Below are 20,659 nucleotides of genomic sequence, written 5' to 3'. Positions count from 1 at the left end.
GCCACCACGGTGCCCTGAGCCTGTCGAAGGGCCTGAGCCTGTCGAAGGGCACCCGCCGTGGCTGACCGCTCCTCGCGCGGGATCGCCTACGGATTGGGCGCGTACGGCATCTGGGGTCTGGTGCCGCTGTTCTGGCGGTTGGTCGAGTCGGCCGGCGCACTGGAGATCCTGGCCAGCCGGGTGGTGTGGTCGCTGGTCTTCGCGGTGATCACCGCGGCGGTCGCGCTGCCCCGGCGCTGGTTCCGCCCGCTGGCCAACCGGCGCTCCCTGCTGCTGCTCGGCGTCGCGGCGGTGCTGATCTCGGTCAACTGGGGCGTCTACATCTGGGCGACCAACCACGACCACGTGACCGAGACCGCCCTCGGCTATTACGTCAACCCGATCGTCTCGATCGTGCTCGGCGTGCTGGTGCTCCGCGAGCGGCTGGCCCGTTGGCAGTGGGTGGCGGTCGGACTGGCGCTGGTCGCGGTCGTCGTGCTGACGGTCGACTACGGCCGTCCGCCGTGGATCTCGCTCACCCTGGCGCTGAGCTTCGGCGGCTACGGGTTGATCAAGAACCGGGTCAACGGCGGCGCGCTGCAGACCCTGGTCGTCGAGTCGGCGTTCCTGTTCCTGCCGGCGCTCGGCTACCTGGTCTTCCTCGAGAGCCGGGGCCGGCTGACCTTCGGCCACCAGGGCTGGGCGCACAGCCTGCTGCTGGTGGCCGGCGGCCTGGTCACCCTGATCCCGTTGATCCTGTTCAGCGCGGCGGCCACCCGGCTGCCGCTGAGCGTGATCGGGCTGCTCCAGTACGTGACCCCGACCTGCCAGTTCCTGCTCGGCGTGCTCTGGTTCGGCGAGGCGATGTCCACCGGCCGCTGGATCGGCTTCGGGATCGTCTGGCTGGCCCTGGTCGTGCTCACCGTCGGCTCGCTCACCGCCGCCCGGCGCCGCCGTCGCGCCCCGCTCGAGGTCCCCGAACCGGTCTGAGCCGCAAGGTGGGTTCAAGCGCCGACGATTGGCCCCTCGGCGCTCACTCGCCGGAAAGGGTCCAAACTCGCTTGAGCGGCAGCTTGACGCGAATGTCCTCGGGGAGTTGGTCGTATCGGCTCAGAACCGCCTCCACCACATCGGGAGCCTCCCACAGTCGGACCCGCAGCTTCTGGTTGTGGAGCTGGGCAGCTGCTGGCTTCGTCACACCACCCCAAGAAACCAGGAGTCCCTGGCTGGCACCGAATTGCGCCATCGCACCGTGCAACTGCTGCACCACCGGAGCGCCGACCTGGCTCCCTGATTTCACCTGAACGAGCAGCAATGGCTCATCGAGCCCGAGAAGGCCCCTGCCGGCGAGGATGTCGACACCTCCGTCCGGTCCGGGCGGCGACTGTCGGCAATCGAAGCCGTCGATACTGAGCAACGCGGTGACCAGCGTCGCGAGATCGTGCCCCGCAAATTCCTCCGCAATCCGGGCTGTGATCTTGACCTGGGCGACATCCTCGATGTCTGGGCTCAACTCGGGTTCATCGACGGTTCCGTCCGTCTCGGACGCTCCCGCGCTCGAAATATTGGAGAGGGAGCCGCCGATGGACGGAACCTGACCGGGGTCCTGGCCGGTCGCGAGAACCGCCTCCAATCGAGCTATGGCGTGGTTCTTCGTTGGTGCGAAGACGGTCAGCGCACTTCCAAGGGTGAAGAGGAGATCCTGCTTCACTGCGTTGCGGGCCACGTCAGTGCGTATCCAGTCCACGGGGATCACATGACGAAGGCTGAGATCGGTCTCATTCGCCCGGTATTCGTAGTGACCCGTGACCCGACCGAGGGCGATCTGCTTAGTCGTCTTGAGCGGCAGCACCATCAAGTCGCCGACCTGGATGCGCTTGCTCAAAGCCCAGAGTTGACCGACGTAACCCGCGACAGCGCCGGACTTCAGGCCGGTGAGCCGGTGGAGAACGAGCTCGGTCAGTTCTTGTCGCGATCCAATCGGGGTCAGGTCGGGGAACTCCCACCAACCGGTGCCGGCCACGCCGTTCTGCAGCGACCACGCCTCCCTTTCCCCGTTCTTTCCTGATCGAACGACCCAGGCGGCGGGCATGGATTCCCCTCTCGGTTGCAGCAGCTCTCGTCAAGTCGTCAAAGGCACGCCTCTAGAGCAAGGTATCTCGCGCGTCTTCGTCGTTCGGAGATGAGGGAGTGGATTGAACTGCCGAACGCAAGCGCGCTGGCAGGATCTGACCGCTCGACGGCGCCCGCCGCTCCGTTCACGCGGGAGGCGCAGCGGCCACCGCGATCGAGCGGTCGGATCCTGCGCGTCGGGTCAGTCCAGGGCGGCCAGGTAGTCGGCCAGCGCCGCGGGCCCGTCGGCCGGGGCGAACCCGCTGGCGATGATCTTGGTGAGGTCGAGCGCGCTGTGCCGCGGCCGGGGCGCCAGCGCCTTGCCCGCCCCGTAGGTCTCGGTGCTCACCGGGGTGATCACCGCCGGGTCCTTCCCGCGGGCGGCGTAGACGGCGGCGGCGATCTCGGCCCAGCTCTGCACCGGGCCGTCGCACGAGACGTTGTAGACGCCCGGCGCCGGACGGGTGGTCAGCAGGTGCTCGACGGCGCGGGCCAGGTCGTCGGCGAAGGTCAGCCGGCCCCACTGGTCGTCGACCACCGACGGCGCGACGCCCCGGTCGGCCAGCGAGGCCATCGTCCGGACGAAGTTGCCGCCGTCGCCGATCACCCAGCTGGTCCGCAGCACCCAGTGCTCCGGCAGCGTCCCCACCAGCACGTCACCGGCCGCCTTGGTCTGCCCGTAGACCCCGAGCGGGCTGAGCGGCTCGTCCTCGGTGTGCCACTCGGCGGTGCCGTCGAAGACGTAGTCCGAGCTCAGGTGCACCAGCGGCAGCCGGTGCTCGGCGGCGACCCGGACCAGCGCCGCGATCCCGTCGACGTTGGCGCGCCAGCAGTCCCGGCGACCGTCCGGCGTCTCGGCGGCGTCCACCGCGGTCCAGGCGGCGGCGTTGACGATCGCGCCGACCTCCCGCCACGGGTAGGCCGCGACCGAGTCCGGGTCGGTCAGGTCGAGCGTGCTCCGGTCGGTGGCCACCGCACCGGGCAGCCGACGCCGCAGCGCCCGTCCCACCTGGCCGTTCCCGCCGACGATCACCACCGGTTTGGCCGGCATCGGGCGGACCTCGGCCAGCCGCCGATGATCACGGTCGGCCTGCGACATCTCGGCGTCGACCAGCGGCAGCGGCCAGTCGACGGCGAGCTGCTCGTCGGCCAGGTTGACGAACAGGTAGTCGGCCTTGGCCTCGGCACTCCAGTGCTCGTTGACCAGATAGGAGTAGACGGTGCCCTGCTCGAGGGTCTGGAACGCATTGCCCACCCCCCGCGGGACGAACACCGCGGCGTCCGGCCCCATCACCGTGGTGAACACGGTGCCGAAGGTCGGGCCCTCGCGCAGATCCACCCAGGCGCCGAAGATCTTCCCGGCGGCGACCGAGACGTACTTGTCCCACGGCTCGGCGTGGAACCCGCGGGTCGCGCCGACGCTCGCGTTGTAGGAGACGTTGTTCTGCACCGGGCCGAAGTCGGGCAGCCCGAGCGCGGTCATCTTGGCCCGCTGCCAGTTCTCCTTGAACCAGCCGCGGTTGTCGCCGTGCACCGGCAGCGCGAGCAGCAGCAGCCCCGGGATCGGGGTCGCCGTTACAGTCAGGTCGGCCATGATCGACTTCTCCTCGGTCGGGTTCCGGTCACTGACCGACGGCGGCGTACTTGGCCTCGGTGGCCTGCTTCTGCGGACGCCACCACGACTCGTGGTCGCGGTACCAGTCGATGGTCCGGGCCAGCCCGGCCTCGAAGTCGCCGAACGCCGGGGCCCAGCCGAGCTCGGTGCGCAGCTTGGTCGAGTCGATCGCGTACCGCAGGTCGTGGCCGGCCCGGTCGTTGACGTGGTCGTAGCCGTCGACCGGCCGGCCGAGCAGCCGCAGGATCGTCTCGATCACCTGCCGGTTGTTCCGCTCCCCGTCGGCACCGATCAGGTAGGTCTCGCCGATCCGGCCGCGCTCGAGGATGGTCAGCACCGCCGAGCTGTGGTCGTCGGCGTGGATCCAGTCGCGGACGTTGAGGCCCTGGCCGTAGAGCTTCGGCCGGCCGCCGTCGAGCACGTTGGTGACCTGGCGCGGGATGAACTTCTCGACGTGCTGGTAGGGCCCGTAGTTGTTCGAGCAGTTGCTCAGCGTCGCCTCGATGCCGAACGAGCGCACCCAGGCCCGCACCAGCAGGTCGGAACCGGCCTTGGTCGAGCTGTACGGGCTGGACGGGTTGTACGGCGTCGCCTCGGTGAACCGCTGCGGGTCGTCGAGCTCGAGGTCGCCGTAGACCTCGTCGGTGGAGATGTGGTGGTAGCGCACCCGGTGCCGGCGGACCGCCTCGAGCAGGGTGAAGGTGCCGATCAGGTTGGTGTGCAGGAACGGCGTCGGGTCGTTCAGCGAGTTGTCGTTGTGCGACTCGGCGGCGTAGTGCACCACCGCGTCGGCGGCCGCCACCAGCGGGTCGACGGCGTCGGCGTCGCAGATGTCGCCCTGGACGAAGCGGAACCGGTCGGGATCGAGCCCGTCGAGCGAGGCACGGTTGCCGGCGTAGGTCAGCTTGTCGAGCACGGTCACCGTGTGGTCGGTGTGAGCGAGCACGTGGTGCACGAAGTTCGACCCGATGAACCCGGCGCCACCGGTCACCAACAGTTCAGCCACGTGGCGGGATCTTAGGTGAGGAATCGGCAGGACGGGACGACAGCTACGGATTGCTGGTCCACACTGGTGCACCGTGCGTGGCATCATCCTGGCCGGCGGTTCCGGCACCCGGCTGCACCCGGTGACCCTGGGCGTCAGCAAGCAGCTGGTCCCGGTCTACGACAAGCCGATGATCTACTACCCGCTCTCGACGTTGATCTTCGCCGGGATCTCCGAGGTGCTGGTGATCACCACCCCGCACGACGCGGACGGCTTCGTCCGGCTGCTCGGCGACGGCTCGCAGTTCGGCATCGCGATCAGCTACGCCACCCAGCCGGAACCGAACGGGCTGGCGCAGGCGTTCGTGATCGGCGCCGACTTCATCGGTGACGAGAAGGTCGCCCTGGTGCTCGGCGACAACATCTTCTACGGGCCGGGGCTGGGCAGCCAGCTGGAGCGGTTCGCCGAGGTCGACGGCGGCGCGGTGTTCGCCTACTGGGTGGCCGACCCGCACGCCTACGGCGTGGTCGAGTTCGACGCCGACGGCCGCGCGGTCTCGCTCGAGGAGAAGCCGGCCGAGCCGCGGTCCAACTACGCCGTCCCGGGGCTCTACTTCTACGACAACGACGTGGTGCGGATCGCCGCCGCGCTCGAGCCGTCGGCCCGCGGCGAGTACGAGATCACCGACGTCAACCGGCACTACCTGCGGGAGGGCCGGCTGCAGGTCGGCGTGCTTCCCCGCGGCACCGCCTGGCTCGACACCGGCACCTTCGACTCGCTGAACGACGCGAACAACTTCGTCCGCACGTTGGAGGCCCGGCAGGGGCTCAAGGTCGGCGCCCCGGAGGAGGCGGCCTGGCGCCGGGGGTTCCTCACCGACGAACAGCTGGCGCAGCGGGCCGAGCGGTTCGCCAAGTCCGGCTACGGCGAGTACCTGGGGCTGCTGCTGCGCCGCGGCCGCTGACCCCGGCTGCCGCTGATCTTCGCCTGTGATCATCGCCGCCGATCGCCGCCGCTGATCGCGACGCGGAAAGGTGGCGCCGACGCGCCGGCCCCCTCGGCGCGGACGATGCCTTGGGTGAACCTGTGAACACCTATCGTTCCGGGCGTCCCGTCCCTCGATCTGCGACCTTCGGAGCACACCTTGAGCGGCAACACGCCTGGACCCGACCACCCCTACGGCGGCCAGAACCCGAACGGCCCCGGCGCGGACGGCCCGCGCGGCGACCAGCCCGGCTTCGGCCGGCCCAGCGGCCCCGGCTTCGGGGGCGGCCCGGGCGGCCCGAACCCCGCGAACGGCCCGCAGCCGGGCTACGGCGGCGGCGCCCCGTGGACCCCGCAACCGCAGCAGCCCGGGCCCCAGGGACCTGGCGGCTACGGCCCGACCGGTCCGACCGGTCCGACCGGCCCGCAGACCTGGAACCCGACCGGACCGCAGGGCTACGGCGGGCCGCAGCCGCCCTCGCCCTACCCGGGCGGCCCCGGCCAGCCCCCCAAGGGCGGCGGCCGGACCAAGCTCGTGCTGATGATCGCCGGCGGAGCGCTCGTCCTGCTGCTGATCGCGGTGATCGGCGGGGTCGCGCTGTTCGGCAAGAAGAACACCCCGGTCGCCGACCCGGACCCGACCACCACGACGGCCCCGGCCGCCGAGGACCAGGCCGGCGCGGTCAAGGGCTTCCTCGGCGCGCTGGCGGCCGGCAACGCCAAGCAGGCCCTCGCCTACGCCGCCAACACCCCGTCCGACACCACCTTCCTCACCGACGAGGTGCTCAAGGCCTCGCAGCAGGCCGCGCCGATCACCGACATCCAGGTCGCCCCGGTGAGCAGCAACTACTCCACCTCGGTGGATGCCTCCTACAAGGTCGGCAACTCGCTGGTCACCGGCAGCTTCCGGGTGGAGAAGTTCGGCTCGACCTGGAAGCTGGAGAACGTCGCCAACGACGTCAAGTTGTACTCGAGCAGCTACGAGGGCCTGCCGCTGCTGGTCTCCGGGGTCAAGGTCACCGGCGACACGATCTACCTCTTCCCCGGCACCTACGCCATCTCGACCGGCAGCAAGTACGTGACCTGGGGGACGTCCTCGATCACCGTCAAGGACCCGGAGGGCTACGTCTCGATGTCCGGGCTGTCGCCGAAGCTGACCAGCGCGGGCACCTCCGCGGTCACCGCCGCGGTGAAGTCGGCCGGTGAGGCGTGCGTGAAGGAGCGCAAGGCCACCACCTCCTGCGGTCCGTCGATCCACCCGCCGAGCGGGACCAAGGTCGACACCAGCACGATCCGCTGGTCGGTGTCGTTCGGCTCCTTCAGCAAGCTCTCGAGCGTCCGGCTCAACTACGAGGACGGGCGCCAGGCCGTCGGCTACGTCTCGGTCGGCATGAAGGCCAAGTACGTCGGCACCTACAAGGGCCGCAAGACGAACTTCAGCTCCTACTCGACCGAGTTCGTCGACAAGCCGGTGGTCAACCTCTTCTCCGAGCCGCTGAAGGTCAGCTGGGAGGACTGAGCGGACCGCCGCGGGGACCGTGCCGACCGCCACGGAGCACGGTCCCCGGCGGCGGACCGGCTGGGTAGCATCGCCCGGGTGACCGACGCGACCGCCCCGACCAGTCCCGCCCTCGACTTCAGCACCTTCGACCACGACGTCCGGGTCCAGGACGACCTGTTCCGGCACGTCAACGGCGGCTGGCTGGCCACGGCGGAGATCCCGTCGGACCGGCCGCTGGCGGGCTCGTTCGTCCGGCTCCGGGACGAGGCCGAGGAAGCGGTCCGCGACATCATCACCGGCCTGGCCGACCAGGGCGCCGGGGACGACGCCGATCCCGAGACCCGCAAGGTGGCCGACCTCTACACCAGCTTCATGGACGAGGCGACGATCGAGACCGCCGGCGCGGAGCCGCTGCAGCCGCCGTTGGCCCGGGTCGACGCCGTCACCGAGATGGACGCGCTGGTCACCCTGCTCGGCGGGTTCTCCCGCCGCGGGATCGGCGGCCTGTTCGACATCGAGGCCGAGTCCGACCCGGGCGACCCGACCCGCTACGTGATGTTCATCGGCCAGTCCGGGCTCGGGCTGCCCGACGAGGCCTACTACCGGCTGGACGAGCACGCCGAGATCCGCCGCCACTACCGCGACCACGTGGCCCGCGCCCTCGGGCTGGCCGGGGTCGCCGACGCCGAGGCGGACGCCGACCGCGTGCTCGCGCTCGAGACCGAGATCGCCTCGCACCACTGGGACCGGGTCCGCTGCCGGGACATGCGGGCGATGTACAACCTGCGCACCCTCGACGAGTTCGTCGACGCCGCCCCGGGCCTGCACTTCCGGCTGTTCCTGGCCGCCGCGGAGATCGACGAGTCGGCCTTCACCGAGATGGTGGTCACCCAGCCGTCCTTCTTCACCGACGTCGCGCCGCTGCTGTCCGACGACCGGCTCGCGGACTGGAAGGCCTGGACCCGGTTCCGGCTGGTCAACGCGCTGGCCGACTACCTCTCGTCGGACTTCGTGAACGAGAAGTTCTCCTTCTACGGCACGGTGCTCTCCGGCACGCCGCAGCTCAAGGACCGCTGGAAGCGCGGGGTCGAGCTGGTCGAGGGCGCGCTCGGCGAGGCGGTCGGCAAGATCTACGTCCAGCGGCACTTCTCGCCGGTGGCCAAGCAGCGGATGGACGAGCTGGTGGCCAACCTGATCGAGGCCTACCGGCGCTCGATCACCGCGCTGGACTGGATGACCGACGACACCAAGGCCAAGGCGCTCGACAAGCTCGGCAAGTTCACCCCCAAGATCGGCTACCCCGACGTCTGGCGGGACTACTCGAGCCTCGAGATCAAGCCCGACGACCTGCTCGGCAACGTGATGCGGGCCTCGAGCTTCGAGCTCGACCGCTCGATCCGCAAGATCGGCCAGCCGATCGACCGCGACGAGTGGCTGATGACCCCGCAGACGGTCAACGCCTACTACCACCCGCTGCGCAACGAGGTCGTCTTCCCGGCCGCCATCCTGCAGCCGCCGTTCTTCAACGAGCACGCCGACGACGCGGTCAACTACGGCGGGATCGGGTCGGTGATCGGCCACGAGATCGGCCACGGGTTCGACGACCAGGGCTCGACCTGCGACGGCGACGGCCGGCTGGTGAACTGGTGGACCGACGCCGACCGCGAGGCGTTCGAGACCCGGACCAAGAGCCTGATCGCGCAGTACGACGCGCTCGAGCCCGAGCAGGCGCCCGGCCACCACGTCAACGGCGCGCTGACCATCGGCGAGAACATCGGCGACCTGGGCGGTCTGTCGATCGCCTACGAGGCGTTCCGGATCTCACTCGACGGGCAGGAGCCCGAGCCGGTCGACGGGCTGACCGCCGACCAGCGGCTGTTCTGCAGCTGGGGGGCGATCTGGCAGGTCAAGATCAGGACCGAGGCGCTGCTCAACCGGCTGGCCACCGACCCGCACTCCCCCGGGGAGTTCCGCTGCAACCAGATCGTCCGCAACCTCGACCCGTTCTACGCGGCCTTCGGCGTGCAGCCGGGCGACGGGCTCTGGCTCGACCCGGAGCAGCGCGTCTCGATCTGGTGAGCCCGGCGACGGGCTGTGGCGGTCAGCGGGCGTAGACCGCGACGAAGTCCCGGGTCGACGGGGTGAAGTAGCGGTCGGCCGGGCGGCTGAAGGGCAGCACCTTGTGCGGGGTGCTGCCCGAGCCCGAGTACCACATCGTCGACACCCAGGCCGGGTTGATGTCGAGCTCCATCGCCCGCACCGCACCGGCGCGCTGGAGCAGCCGGGCCAGCGACGGCGCGGACAGCGACGGGCCGGACACCTCGATCACCGTGCCGTGGGCGTCCACACCGATCCCGGAGCGCCAGACGTAGTCGGCACCCGCGATGGTCAGGCCCCAGACCGCGGGGTCGTTGGAGGCGACGTCGGCGCAGACCCGGCCGTGGTCGACCAGCAGCTGGAGGTTCTGCCGGACCGCCGCCACCTGCGGACCTGGGCCGACCTCGGTGCCCCAGCTGCCGACGTCGATCCGACCGGAGACGTCGACGACCAGCGAGGCCGCGCCGGTGCGTAGCGGCACCACCGTGTGGTGGTCGGCCTGGTAGCCGCCGTGGGCGTCGGCCAGCTTGAAGCCGTTGTTGAACGTGGCCAGCAGTCCGCTGCGCTCGCTCGGCGGCAGCCAGTCCGGCTGGCGGAACAGCCCGAGGTGCCCGGGTTCGGTGGCCCCCGGGTGCTGGACGAAGCGGACCAGCCGGGGGTCGAAGACGGTGACCGCGGCCAGGTAGGAGGTGTGCACCGGGTCGGGACGCAGGTACGCGACCTGGACGGCCGGGTGGCCGTCGACCCGGACCACCGTGCGGAAGACGCCCTCCCCGGGCAGCGCCGGGGTGGCCACGGTGGTCAGCGGCGCGTGCGGGAGCGCCCAGGCGACGGCATGGTGCCGGCCCGTCGACCCGGTTGCGTCGCGCCCCGGCGCGGTGGTGTCCGAGCCGCCGTCGGCGCTGCCCGCCGGCGGCTGCAGCAGCGACGGGTCGGGGGTGCCACCGGTCTTCGGTGGGTGGAGCCAGTAGACGACCTGTTCGGCCGCGGTGACCGCGAACCCGAGACCGTGGTCCCGGGCCCACTCGGCCGCCTTGGCGCCCAGGGGGTCACTGGTGGGAGCCGCCAGCGCGCGACCGAGCGAGACGCCGGGGAACGCCAGCAGCACGAGCGCCGCGGCCAGCACGCCGGCCAGCACGCGGCGCCGACCGGGCGTCCCCGATCGGATCGCGCGCGACCGACGTGGACGCGTACGACGCGGGACCGGCACGGCGGGCGGGGTCATCGGGCTCCTCTCCGGGACCGGTGGCCCGCCCGTCCCCGGGCGGACCACCGCTCGTCCCGGAGCGAGGATCCCGGAGGTTGCTCCGAACCCCGCGATCGGCCGGCTCCCCGGCCAGCCGGATATCAGCCGGTCCCAGCCCGCACTCAGCGGAGCCGGGAGCGGGCCTCAGGCCTGGAGGACCGGCGCGATGGTCTTGGTCCGCGCGCCCTCGTAGGCGGCGAGGATCATCCCGAGCACCTCGATGCCCTCCTTCTCGGTGTGCGGCGGCCGCACCCCGTCGAGCAGGCAGCGACCGAAGTGGCCGATCTCGGCCGGGATGGTCTCCACCGGGTCGAAGGTGAAGCTCTCGGTGGTGCCGTCGTGCAGCCGGTAGCTGAGCGTGGTGCCGTCGCTGTGCAGCGAGCCGAGCTCGCCCACCGCGGAGAACCGCTCGGTGTTCGCCGAGGGCACGTAGGCCCACGAGGTCATCAGCTGGCCGACCACGCCGTTGTCGAACCGGATCAGCACCTGCGCGGAGTCCTCGCCCTCCATGAAGGTCAGCCGGTGCGTGGACAGCATCGCGGTGGCCTCCACCGGCGACCCACCGGCCAGGTGCAGCATCAGGTAGCTCGGGTGGTAGCCGGTGTCGATCAGCTCCCCGCCGCCCGAGGTCGAGGCGTGCGCACGCCACCCCATGTTCTCGGGGTCGAAGTTGTTGTAGAAGCTGTCGGTGGTGCGGACCTCGTAGACCTTGCCGAGCACGCCCTGCTCGAGCAGCTCCTTGGCCTTGGCCACCGCCGGCATGAACAGCTGGTTGTGGCCGCACATCAGGGTGACGCCGGCCTCGCGGATCGCCGCCTGCACCCGGCGGGCCTCCTCCGGGGTGAGGCAGAGCGGCTTCTCGCACAGGATGTGCAGACCGGCCCCGGCCGCCGCGACGATCGCGTCGGCGTGCAGGTGGTGGGGCAGGCAGATGTCGACGGCGTCGAGCTCGGCCTCGCTGATCATGGTCCGGTAGTCGGTGTACGGGGTCGCGCCGAGCTCTTCGGCGCGGCGCTGCGCCGCCTCCTCGGAGACGTCGGCGACGGCGGCGACGGTGATCACGTCGGCGTGCTGCTGATAGCCCTTGGCGTGGGCGTTCGCGATGCCGCCGGCGCCGATCAGGCCGACCTTCACCGGCGCGGTCAGGGTGTCGGGCACGGGTGTTCCTCTCTGCTGGATCGTTCTCGGATGTGTCGGGGGACGGGTGCTGCAGGGTCGCAGCGGGGTCTCGGTAGGGCGCGACCGCTCAGGGCGCGACCGTGCGGCCTTCGCCGGCGGCGCGGTTGGCGGCCACCACCAGCCGGGTCAGCTCGACCGCGGCCTCGAGGTTGGCGTCGGCGCGGCCACCGTCGCGGATGTGCCCGACCCACTGGCCGAAGGCGTCCTCGGCGTCGGCCGGGATCTCCAGGGTGACCGGGCCGTCACCGAAGGCGGCGCCGATCGCGGTGAGCTGCTTGGTGTCGTCGCTGTAGCGGAGCCACCCCTGGGTGCCGGCCAGCTCGATGCTGAACGGCGTCCGGGCGGCGAAGCCGGCCTCGATCACGCCGATCGCGCCGCTGTCGTAGCCCACGGTGACCACGGCGTTGTCCTCGACGGCCTTGCCGGTGACCGAGCGGTAGACCGCCTGGACGTCGGTGGGCCGGGCGCCCAGGAACCGCTGGGTCAGGTAGACCGGGTGGCAGCCGAGGTCGGTCAGGGCGCCGCCGATCGAGGGATCGGGGTCGAAGAACCGGTCGGGCAGCCAGCCCGCGGTGGCCCCGTCGTGCGACAGCCGGACCCGGCCGTAGTCGAGGGTGCCGAGCTTGCCGTCGGCCAGCACCTGGTCGATGGCGGCGGTGTAGCCGTGGTAGAGCCGCGGCAGCGAGACGATCAGCTTCACCCCGGCCTGGTCGCAGGCGGCGATGATCTGCTCGGCCTCCTCGACGGTGGGCGCGAGCAGCTTCTCGGTGAAGACGTGCTTGCCGGCCCGGGCGGCGCGGGTCATCACGTCGGCGTGGACGCTGGTCTCGGTGGTGACGGTGACCGCGTCGACGTCGTCCCGGGCCAGCAGGGCGTCGAGGTCGGCGACGAACTCGACACCGAACCGCTCGGCCCCCGCGCGGCCGCGCTCGGCGTCGTCGTCCCAGACGGCGACCAGCTCGGTCCCGGGGTGCTCGACGGTGCTGCGGGCGTAGTCGCCGGCGTGGACGTGCCAGAAGCTCAGGACGGCGACGCGGATCGGCTGCGCGCCCGCGTCGGTGGGGACGGGCTCGGTCATGGTGATCGGTGGTTCCTCTCGGCTGGGCGGGCCGGGCGCACCACGTCGTCGAAGGCAGGGCAGGAGAACCAGGACCGGCGACGGCGCCACGGCTGTTGGGGACCTGCGGCCGACCGGGCTGGACGCCCGCGGACCGCGAGAAGTGATTTTCCTACCTTCGACTGATTAGTCCAGTGGTTGTATCACTTCCCTACCCTAGCCTATGGTCGGACGCAGGCAGTCGAGGACGACCGAGTCGGGCAGGAGAACCGATGGCCAGCACCGTGGGCACCGCCCAGGGGACGACCGACACCACCACCCGGACCGCGCCGACCGCTGCCCCCGGGCGCCGCGTCCGGCACCGCTGGTCGGCGGGCGACAAGCGCCGGCTCCGCACCGGACTGCTCTTCGTCTCCCCCTGGATCGTCGGGGTCTGCGTCTTCGTGCTCTATCCGCTGATCTACTCGGTGGTCATCAGCCTGACCCGCTACTCCGGGATGCTCAGCCCGACCTTCGTCGGGTTGCAGAACTACGTCAGTGCCTTTACCGACCCGCTGACCCGCACCGCGGCCGGCAACACCGTCTTCTACGCCTGCCTGGCCGTCCCGATCGGGCTGGTGGTGGCGGTGGTGCTCGCGCTCTGCATGAACCGCAACGTCCGCGAGGTCGCCGTCTACCGGGCCGCGCTCTACATCCCCTCGCTGGTCCCAGCGTTCGCGCTGGCTTTCGTGTTCGCGGTCTTCGTCAACCCGACCTTCGGGCTGATCAGCCGGGTGCTCAGCGCCGTCGGCTTCCAGCGGGTGGACCTGCTGCAGGACCCGACCACCGCCAAGGTGGTGATCGTGATCATGGCCCAGCTCGGTGCCGGCAACGCGGCCCTGATCTTCCTCGCCGGGCTGCGGAACATCCCCAAGACGATCTACGAGGCGGCCCGGGTCGACGGCGCGAGCCCGTTCCGCCAGTTCACCGCGATCACCCTGCCGCTGCTGAGCCCGGCGATCCTGTTCAACCTGATCACCGGGATCTCCGGCGCCCTGCAGGTGTTCACCGAGGCGTACGTGCTGACCAACGGCACCGGGAACCCGGACAACGGCACGTTGTTCTACATGATGTACCTCTACAAGAACGCCTTCAGCTACGCCTCGCTCGGCTACGCCTCGGCGCTGGCCGTGCTGCTGTTCCTGGTCGGCATGGTGCTCGCCGTCGTCGTCTACTGGCTGTCCCGCCGGTTCGTCAACTACGACGTCTCGGCCGGCTGAGGCAGGAGGAACCCGATCATGGCCACTCTCACCGGCACCCCGGGGCCCGATCTGGCCGTCCGGCCCAGTCGCGACAGCGGTCGCGCCGCCGACGGCAGCCGGCAGCCCTGGTACACCTCGGCGCTGGCGCGGATCGTGATGATCGCGCTGTGCCTGCTGTTCCTGCTGCCGCTCTTCTGGATGGTCTCGTCCTCGCTCAAGACCAACCAGGAGATGGCCACCTATCCGCCGGCCTGGTGGCCGGCCCGGCCTCAGTTCTCCAACTACGCCGACGCGGTCCGGACGTTCCCGTTCTGGCGGATGTTCGCCAACAGCGCGATCATCACCGTCGCGACCGTGGTCTTCTCGGTGGTCAGCAACTTCCTGGTCGCCTACGGGTTCGCCTGCGTCGAGTGGATCGGGCGCAACAAGGTGTTCTACGTCGTGCTGGCCACGCTGTTCCTGCCGTTCCCGGTCACCCTGATCCCGATGTTCGACCTGTACGCCAAGCTCGGCTGGGTCAACACGTTCCTGCCGCTGATCGTCCCGCACCTGTTCGCCTCGGCGTTCTACACCTTCCTGCTCCGCCAGTTCCTGCTGCAGGTGCCCAAGGACATGCTCGACGCCGCCCGGGTCGACGGGGCCGGGGAGTGGAAGATCGCCTGGACCCTGGTCTTCCCCTCCGCCCTGCCCGCGATCACCGCGGTGGCGATCTTCAGCGCGGTCGCGGCCTGGAACGACTTCCTCGGGCCGCTGATCTACCTGCAGGACACCCGGGTGCAGACGCTCTCGATCGGCCTGCAGTACTTTCGCGAGACCCAGACCGAGGACCTGCAGTACAACCAGCTGATGGCCGCCTCGTTCCTGGTGGTGCTGCCGCTGATCGTGCTGTTCTTCGTCTTCCAGCGCTACTTCCTCCGCGGCATCTCGCTCGGGGGTTTCAAGTGATCCCGCAGCCGGGCCCGAGACACCGCAGGAGGAAGCCATGATCACCCGACGTCGTCTGCTCGGCGGGGCCGCCGCGCTCGGCGCCGCGGCCGGGACCGGGGTGCTCGGCGGGTGCTCCGGCGGCCCGCGCGACCCCAACCACCTGATCCTCTGGGGCGTCGGCGGCGACCAGATCCCCAACCAGCAGAAGGTGCTGGACGGCTACCTGAAGACCCATCCCGGCGTCACCATCGACGCCCGCAGCGTGCCGAGCGCGGTGGACGGCGACGCCACCCCGGTGATCACCGCGGTCCGCGGCGGGGACGCCCCGGACGTCTGGTACATGGACCGCTTCACCGGCGCGCAGTACGCGGCGATCGGGCTGCTCGAGCCGATCACCCCGCTGATCGAGCGCTACGAGGAGCCCGGGTTCACCGACGGCTACCTCAAGTTCGGCCTCAACGAGCTGACCTACGACAACCAGCTCTACGGGCTCCCGGTCGGCACCGACGTCCGCGCGCTCTACTACAACAAGACGCTGCTGCGGAACGCCGGCGTCGACCTCGACGAGCTCGACCCGAAGAACGGGCCGCCGACCCTGCAGCGGATCTTCGAGATCAGCGAGAAGGTCACCAAGAAGGACGGCAGCGGCAACTACACCCAGATGGGCCTGATCCCCTGGGACGCGCAGGGCTGGGGCTACACCTGGTCGATCGGCACCGGGGCCAGCTACTTCGACGACCGCAACTGCTCGATGGACCTGACGGCCAAGCCGATCGTCGACGCGTTCGGGATGCTCTACGACTGGGGCAAGGAGATGGGCTGGTCGCAGGTGAACGCGTTCACCTCGAGCTACCAGCCGCTGAACGCGCCGCCGTCGCAGACGGTGTTCCTGAGCGAGCGGACGGCGTTCACCGTGCAGACGTCGACCACGGTGTTCGCGCTGGCCAAGTACGCGCCGAAGCTCGACTACGGCTACACCTACCTGCCGGTGTTCAACGAGGGCGACCAGCCCTACACCTGGTCCGGCGGCTTCTCGGTGGTCGCCCCCAAGGGCTCGCAGCTGAACAAGAACGTCTGGGACCTGATGAAGTTCTACGGCGGCCGGCCCGGCCAGGAGATCTTCATGCCGGCCACCAAGTCGCTGCCCACGCTGACCTCGCTGTTCGACTACCAGCCGCTGGCCGACATGAAGCCGTTCATCGACCAGCTCCGCTACTCCACCTCGCGGCCGCCCTTCCCGGTCAGCTCGCTGTGGTGGGACGCGCTGGTGCAGGCGCACAGCGCGATGGAGATCGGCTCGCAGACCGCCCAGTCGGCCCTCGAGCAGGCGCAGGCGCGGGTGGCGCCGCAGATGGAGGCCTACTGCCCGTTCCGGATGCCGGCCGGCTACGGCCGGACCGGCGCCTGAGCCCGTCCGCGAGCCTCGCGGCCGTCCGGACCGGGGGCTCGCTGAACAGCGGGCGAACAGTCCGACCCGGCCCTGGAGGCTGTCGGTCCCCGGTGCCATGCTGCCCCCAGATCCCGAGCCCGGAAGGACACCGTGATGACCTCGACCGTGATCCCTGGCCGCCGCGTCGCCCGCGCGGCCCTCGCCGCCACCCTCGCCGGCGGTGCGGTGCTCAGCGCGCTCGTCGGCTCGGCCGCCGGTGCCGGTGCGGCGCCGGCGTCGTCCGGCACCGGGCCCCGGACGTCGGCCACCACCGGCTCGGCTCCCGGCGCCTGCCCGCCGCGCGCGCTGGCGCTGCACTACAGCGACGCGCTCGACAAGAAGGTCGTCGACGGCGCGACGATCGGCGGGCTGTCGGACATCGGCTTCGACAAGCGCCTGCGGTCCTACGTCTCCTCGGTCGACAACCACGCCAGCGACCCGTCGCGGCTGTGGTTCTACCGTGACCTCGACCACCCCCGGGTCTGGCGCAAGCCGCTGGTGCTCCGCAAGCCCGACGGCACCGCCTGGACCGGGGAGACCGCCGACAACGAGGGGCTGGCGGTGCTCAACGACGGACGCTTCCTGGTCAGCTCGGAGGTCGAGCCCTCGATCCGGGTGTTCGGCCGGGACGGCCGGCAGCGTTCCGAGCTCCCGGTGCCTGCCCGGTTCCGGGTCGCGCCGGCCGGCGAGGCGACCGCCAACGCCACGCTGGAGGGCCTGACGCTGAGCCCCGACGGGAGGACGGCGGTCGCGGCGATGGAGGGCACGCTGTCGGGTGACCTGCCCGCCGGCGCGACCGCGGGTGACTTCCGCCGCTTCCTCGTCTACCAGGCCCGCCACGGTGCGTCGGACCGCTTCCGGTTGGTCAAGCAGGTCGGCTACCGGGTCGACGCGGGGCTGCGGATCTCCGAGGTGCAGGAGTACGCGCCCGGGAAGCTGCTGGTGATGGAGGCGGCCTACGACCCGACCACCGGCAACACCATCAAGCTGTACGCGGTGACCGGGCTGAACCGGGCCCGCGACGTCAGCCGGATCGGCAACCTGTCGACCGCGCCGTCCGCGGTGATGCACAAGACGCTGATCGCCGACGTGACCGCCTGCCCGACGCTCGGCGCCACCGCCAAGCAGCCGCAGGCGAACCCGCTGATGGACAACTACGAGGGGATGACCACCCGGCCGCTCGGCGGCGGCCTCTACCGGGTGGCGCTGATCAGCGACGACAACTTCAACCCGACCCAGATCACCCGGGTGCTCGACCTGGCCGCCGCGCTGCCCTGACCGAGTGGGGAAGGAAGCGACCGATCGCGCCCGACCCTGGCGGATTCGGTGTGTTGGGGTACACGCCTGCCCGGCACATGAAACGATCGGTGCATGGTCCAACGGGGGGACGCGGTGACGCGGTACGGCTACGACGAGACCTCGGAGGTCCGCGACGTCGTCGACGGCTCACCCGCCGAGGTGTCGGTGCAGGTGACCCTCGACGGCACCATCTACCTGCTGCCGCTCAGCCGGGCCAACGCGGCCCGGTTGCGGGACGACCTCGGTCCGTGGGTCGCCGCGGCCCGACGGGTCGGGGCCCCGGTTCGCCGGGCGAGCGCGCCGACCGACCGCAGTCAGCTGGCCAAGATCCGTTCCTGGGCCAAGCAGAACGGCCACAGCATCAACGCCCGCGGCCGGATCCCGGCGGCGATCCAGCAGGCCTTCGCCGAGGCGCACGCCTAGGTCACCGACCCTGCGGGGCCGACGGCCGGAGCCGTCGGACCGCGTCCGGAACGGGGCGTCCGGGGGTTCGTTCAGGGGCTGTTCAGCAGTCTCTTATCTCACGCTGGAAACCGGTAACGATCAGGCCAAACGGCCGTCTGTCGTTCGGCGTGTCGGGGGTGCGCCGACCTACGATGCCTCCAGATTTCCGTCCACGCCGGAAGGACGACCGTGCCCGTTCCCACCCCGTCTGATCGCTCCCGATCGCGCTCCCTCCGGCGTCTCCGCGCCGGCCTGGCGGCCCTCGTCGCACCGGTGCTGCTGGTCGGCGCGCTGACCGCCACCGACGGGTCGCGAGCGGCTGCCGACGTACCCGCGTCGGCGACCGGCGCGTCGGTCGCCGCGGCCGTGGCGCCCGGGGACGTGGTGGGCGACGGGTCGGTGCGCTACGGGAGCCAGCGCAACATCGACGGCGGCAACTGGGCCGGCGTGGTGGTCCGCCGCGGCACCTTCACCTCGGTCAGCGCCAGCTGGACCGAGCCCAAGGTCAGCTGCACCCACCACAACAACCTGATGGCGCCCTGGGTCGGGATCGACGGCTGGGACAGCAACACCGTCCAGCAGACCGGGGTGGAGACCAGCTGCCACAACGGCCAGGCCCGCTACCGCGGCTGGTACGAGATGTACCCCGAGCCGCCGGTCTACTACCGCAACACGGTCAAGGCCGGGGACAAGATCACCGCCTCGGTCAGCCGGGTCGGTGGTCGCTACACCCTCAAGCTGACCAACCACACCCGGCACTGGACCCGCACCACGGTCCGGCACGCCGACGCCGACCACACCAGCGCCGAGATCGCCCTCGAGTCCCCCAGCGGCCGCTACCCGAAGTTCAGCACCCTGACCTTCACCGGTGCCAGCGCCAACAAGCGACCGGTCACCCGCTATCCGCTGCTCCGGCTCGACGCCTCGACCAGCACCCACAAGCAGAACCACACCGCCACCGTCACCCCGACCGGCCGCTTCACCATCTCCTACAAGCACGAGTGAGCCCGGGCAGCCGCACGCTGCCCTGAGCCCCAGCATCCCGGTGCCCTGAGCTGGTCGAAGGGCGAGCAGGCGCTTCGACAGGCTCAGCGCGCGAACACCGAGCACGAGCCCAACCACGCGCCCTGAGCTCGTCGAATGGCACACCCGCTTCGACAGGCTCCCCGCGCGGACACCGAGCACGAGCCCACCCACGCGCCCTGAGCTCGTCGAAGGGCACGCACACGCGTCGACAGGCTCAGCGCACGGAGACCGAGCACGAGCCCACCCACGCCCTGAGCTCGTCGAAGGGCACACACACGCTTCGACAGGCTCAGCGCGCGGGCAGTGGCTCAAGGCGCGCCAGTGAACTCGGCGCGCGGGCAGCGGCTCAGCGCGTGGGCAGTGGGCTCAGCGCGTGGGCAGTGGGCTCAGCGCGCGGGCAGCGGGCTCGGTGCCCGGTCCCCCGTCTGACCTCAGGTGGTGCGGGTGACGACGCTGTCGCAGAGCTCGACCAGGGCGTCCTTGGCCCGACCGGCGGGGAGCGGGTCGAGCAGCCGTCGGGCCGTCTCGGCCCGGGCCAGCACGTCGGCGCGGGCCCGGTCCAGCGCCGGGTGGGCGCGGAGCAGCCGGAGCGCCTCGGCGAGGTGGTCGTCGTCGTGCAGGTCGCTGTCGAGCAGCTCGAGCAGCCGCCGGTGGCCCGGGTCGGCCGGGTCCGAGGTCGAGCGGACCAGCAGCGTGGGCAGCGTCGGGACGCCCTCGCGCAGGTCGGTCCCCGGCGTCTTGCCGGTCTCGTCGCTGGTCACGTCGATGATGTCGTCGCTGAGCTGGAACACCACGCCGATCTGTTCGCCGAACTCGGCCAGCAGGGCCTGGACGTCCGGTCCGGCGCCGGCGATCTTGGCGCCGAACAGCGCCGAGGTGGCGATCAGCGCTCCGGTCTTGTCGGCGACCACCTGCAGGTAGTGGTGCAGCGGGTCGTCCCCGGCCCGCGGTCCGACGGTCTCGGCGATCTGGCCCTGCACCAGCCGGGCGAAGGTCCGCGCCTGCAGCCGGACGTAGTCCGGGCCGAGCTCGGCCACCAGGTCCGAGGCGCGCGCGAAGAGGAAGTCACCGACCAGGATGGCCATCGAGTTGCCCCACCGGGCGTTCGCGCTCGGCGCCCCTCGCCGCACGTTCGCGTCGTCCATCACGTCGTCGTGGTAGAGGCTGGCCACGTGGGTCAACTCGACCACCAGCGCACCGCGGATCACGTCGGCGTCGATCCGGTCGCGCTCGATCGCGTCCACCTCGGGGCCGAACGCGGCCCCGAGCAGCACCAGCAGCGGGCGGAACCGCTTGCCGCCGGCCTCGATGCTCCAGCGGGCGGCCTCGGTGACCAGCTCGGTCTGGGCCTCGGCGACCCGGAGCAGCTCGGTCTCGATCACCTCGAGCTGCGCGCGGACAGGCGCGGGCAGGTCGGCCTGCGTCAGCTCTGGCACCCCTGCTCCTGTTCTCGGACGCGTCCGCGCGGTGTCGAACCGGCACCCCGCCCGGTCACAGCAGGATCACCCGGCCGACCACCACGGCCGACCGGTGAGAAT

17 protein-coding genes are annotated in these 20,659 nt (G+C 70.9%); 10 read left to right on the top strand and 7 right to left on the bottom strand.

Features of this window, described 5'->3' with window-relative positions; all coding sequences use genetic code 11:
* Positions 1-57 precede the first annotated feature (57 nt).
* Complete coding sequence (gene rarD / locus FHX74_RS02035) at positions 58-969, top strand: EamA family transporter RarD (protein WP_182558401.1); 912 nt, start codon at positions 58-60, stop codon at positions 967-969.
* 43 nt (positions 970-1,012) lie between these two features.
* Here rarD and FHX74_RS02030 read toward each other — a convergent pair whose 3' ends face one another.
* The 3 genes from FHX74_RS02030 to rfbB form a co-directional block, all read right to left on the bottom strand.
* Positions 1,013-2,071 (bottom strand): restriction endonuclease, encoded by a 1,059-nt coding sequence (locus FHX74_RS02030; protein WP_182558400.1) that lies wholly within the window; start codon positions 2,069-2,071, stop codon positions 1,013-1,015.
* 222 nt (positions 2,072-2,293) lie between these two features.
* Positions 2,294-3,685 carry a sugar nucleotide-binding protein gene (locus FHX74_RS02025; protein WP_182558399.1) on the bottom strand — a complete coding sequence of 464 codons (1,392 nt, stop codon included), beginning with the start codon at positions 3,683-3,685 and terminating at the stop codon, positions 2,294-2,296.
* Positions 3,686-3,713: 28 nt separating this feature from the next.
* Positions 3,714-4,712, bottom strand: a complete 999-nt coding sequence (rfbB, locus tag FHX74_RS02020; RefSeq protein ID WP_182558398.1) for a dTDP-glucose 4,6-dehydratase — start codon at positions 4,710-4,712, stop codon at positions 3,714-3,716.
* 73 nt (positions 4,713-4,785) lie between these two features.
* Between rfbB and rfbA the strand changes: the two genes are divergently transcribed.
* The 3 genes from rfbA to FHX74_RS02005 all read left to right on the top strand — a co-directional run bounded on the left by rfbA (position 4,786) and on the right by FHX74_RS02005 (position 9,255).
* Complete coding sequence (gene rfbA, locus FHX74_RS02015) at positions 4,786-5,655, top strand: glucose-1-phosphate thymidylyltransferase RfbA (RefSeq protein WP_182558397.1); 870 nt, start codon at positions 4,786-4,788, stop codon at positions 5,653-5,655.
* 180 nt (positions 5,656-5,835) lie between these two features.
* Positions 5,836-7,194, top strand: coding sequence for a hypothetical protein (locus tag FHX74_RS20620; RefSeq protein WP_182558396.1), 1,359 nt, complete (start codon positions 5,836-5,838; stop codon positions 7,192-7,194).
* A gap of 78 nt (positions 7,195-7,272) precedes the next feature.
* The gene (locus FHX74_RS02005; protein ID WP_182558395.1) at positions 7,273-9,255 is read left to right on the top strand and encodes a M13 family metallopeptidase; all 1,983 of its coding nucleotides are present in this window, start codon (positions 7,273-7,275) and stop codon (positions 9,253-9,255) included.
* 22 nt (positions 9,256-9,277) lie between these two features.
* Here FHX74_RS02005 and FHX74_RS02000 read toward each other — a convergent pair whose 3' ends face one another.
* The 3 genes from FHX74_RS02000 to FHX74_RS01990 form a co-directional block, all read right to left on the bottom strand.
* Positions 9,278-10,498 (bottom strand): hypothetical protein, encoded by a 1,221-nt coding sequence (locus FHX74_RS02000; RefSeq protein ID WP_182558394.1) that lies wholly within the window; start codon positions 10,496-10,498, stop codon positions 9,278-9,280.
* Between the two features lie 165 nt (positions 10,499-10,663).
* The gene (locus FHX74_RS01995; protein ID WP_182558393.1) at positions 10,664-11,677 is read right to left on the bottom strand and encodes a Gfo/Idh/MocA family protein; all 1,014 of its coding nucleotides are present in this window, start codon (positions 11,675-11,677) and stop codon (positions 10,664-10,666) included.
* Between the two features lie 88 nt (positions 11,678-11,765).
* Entirely contained in the window at positions 11,766-12,776 is a 1,011-nt protein-coding gene (locus FHX74_RS01990) for a Gfo/Idh/MocA family protein (RefSeq protein WP_182558392.1), read from the bottom strand.
* A gap of 251 nt (positions 12,777-13,027) precedes the next feature.
* On the opposite strand from FHX74_RS01990, the gene FHX74_RS01985 reads away from it, so the two are divergent.
* The 6 genes from FHX74_RS01985 (at position 13,028) to FHX74_RS01960 (ending at position 19,100) form a co-directional block, all read left to right on the top strand.
* Positions 13,028-14,014, top strand: coding sequence for a carbohydrate ABC transporter permease (locus FHX74_RS01985; protein WP_182558391.1), 987 nt, complete (start codon positions 13,028-13,030; stop codon positions 14,012-14,014).
* Positions 14,015-14,032: 18 nt separating this feature from the next.
* Positions 14,033-14,941 (top strand): carbohydrate ABC transporter permease, encoded by a 909-nt coding sequence (locus tag FHX74_RS01980; RefSeq protein WP_182558390.1) that lies wholly within the window; start codon positions 14,033-14,035, stop codon positions 14,939-14,941.
* 37 nt (positions 14,942-14,978) lie between these two features.
* Entirely contained in the window at positions 14,979-16,331 is a 1,353-nt protein-coding gene (locus FHX74_RS01975; protein WP_182558389.1) for an ABC transporter substrate-binding protein, read from the top strand.
* A gap of 135 nt (positions 16,332-16,466) precedes the next feature.
* The gene (locus FHX74_RS01970) at positions 16,467-17,630 is read left to right on the top strand and encodes an esterase-like activity of phytase family protein (protein WP_182558388.1); all 1,164 of its coding nucleotides are present in this window, start codon (positions 16,467-16,469) and stop codon (positions 17,628-17,630) included.
* 93 nt (positions 17,631-17,723) lie between these two features.
* Positions 17,724-18,074: a histone-like nucleoid-structuring protein Lsr2 gene (locus tag FHX74_RS01965; RefSeq protein ID WP_182558387.1), complete on the top strand. Its 351-nt coding sequence runs from the start codon at positions 17,724-17,726 to the stop codon at positions 18,072-18,074.
* Between the two features lie 210 nt (positions 18,075-18,284).
* Complete coding sequence (locus FHX74_RS01960; protein ID WP_182558386.1) at positions 18,285-19,100, top strand: G1 family glutamic endopeptidase; 816 nt, start codon at positions 18,285-18,287, stop codon at positions 19,098-19,100.
* A 452-nt stretch (positions 19,101-19,552) separates the two neighbouring features.
* Here the strand turns inward: FHX74_RS01960 and FHX74_RS01955 are convergent, their stop codons facing one another.
* The gene (locus tag FHX74_RS01955; RefSeq protein WP_182558385.1) at positions 19,553-20,557 is read right to left on the bottom strand and encodes a polyprenyl synthetase family protein; all 1,005 of its coding nucleotides are present in this window, start codon (positions 20,555-20,557) and stop codon (positions 19,553-19,555) included.
* Positions 20,558-20,659: the final 102 nt, after the last annotated feature.

It is taken from the genome of Microlunatus kandeliicorticis, assembly GCF_014137855.1.
Classification (GTDB): Bacteria; Actinomycetota; Actinomycetes; order Propionibacteriales; family Propionibacteriaceae; genus Microlunatus; species Microlunatus kandeliicorticis.
Note: the sequence above shows the minus strand (reverse complement) of the source record. Positions and strands in the feature narration are given on the sequence as shown.

Bases quoted from the DNA above. Each gene is read 5' to 3' on its own strand.
- FHX74_RS02030 (WP_182558400.1), bottom strand. From the start codon at position 2,071: ATGCCCGCCGCCTGGGTCGTTCGATCAGGAAAGAACGGGGAAAGGGAG.
- FHX74_RS02025 (WP_182558399.1), bottom strand. From the start codon at position 3,685: ATGGCCGACCTGACTGTAACGGCGACCCCGATCCCGGGGCTGCTGCTG.
- FHX74_RS02000 (WP_182558394.1), bottom strand. From the start codon at position 10,498: ATGACCCCGCCCGCCGTGCCGGTCCCGCGTCGTACGCGTCCACGTCGG.
- FHX74_RS01990 (WP_182558392.1), bottom strand. From the start codon at position 12,776: ATGACCGAGCCCGTCCCCACCGACGCGGGCGCGCAGCCGATCCGCGTC.
- FHX74_RS01985 (WP_182558391.1), top strand. From the start codon at position 13,028: ATGGCCAGCACCGTGGGCACCGCCCAGGGGACGACCGACACCACCACC.
- FHX74_RS01980 (WP_182558390.1), top strand. From the start codon at position 14,033: ATGGCCACTCTCACCGGCACCCCGGGGCCCGATCTGGCCGTCCGGCCC.
- FHX74_RS01975 (WP_182558389.1), top strand. From the start codon at position 14,979: ATGATCACCCGACGTCGTCTGCTCGGCGGGGCCGCCGCGCTCGGCGCC.
- FHX74_RS01970 (WP_182558388.1), top strand. From the start codon at position 16,467: ATGACCTCGACCGTGATCCCTGGCCGCCGCGTCGCCCGCGCGGCCCTC.
- FHX74_RS01965 (WP_182558387.1), top strand. From the start codon at position 17,724: ATGGTCCAACGGGGGGACGCGGTGACGCGGTACGGCTACGACGAGACC.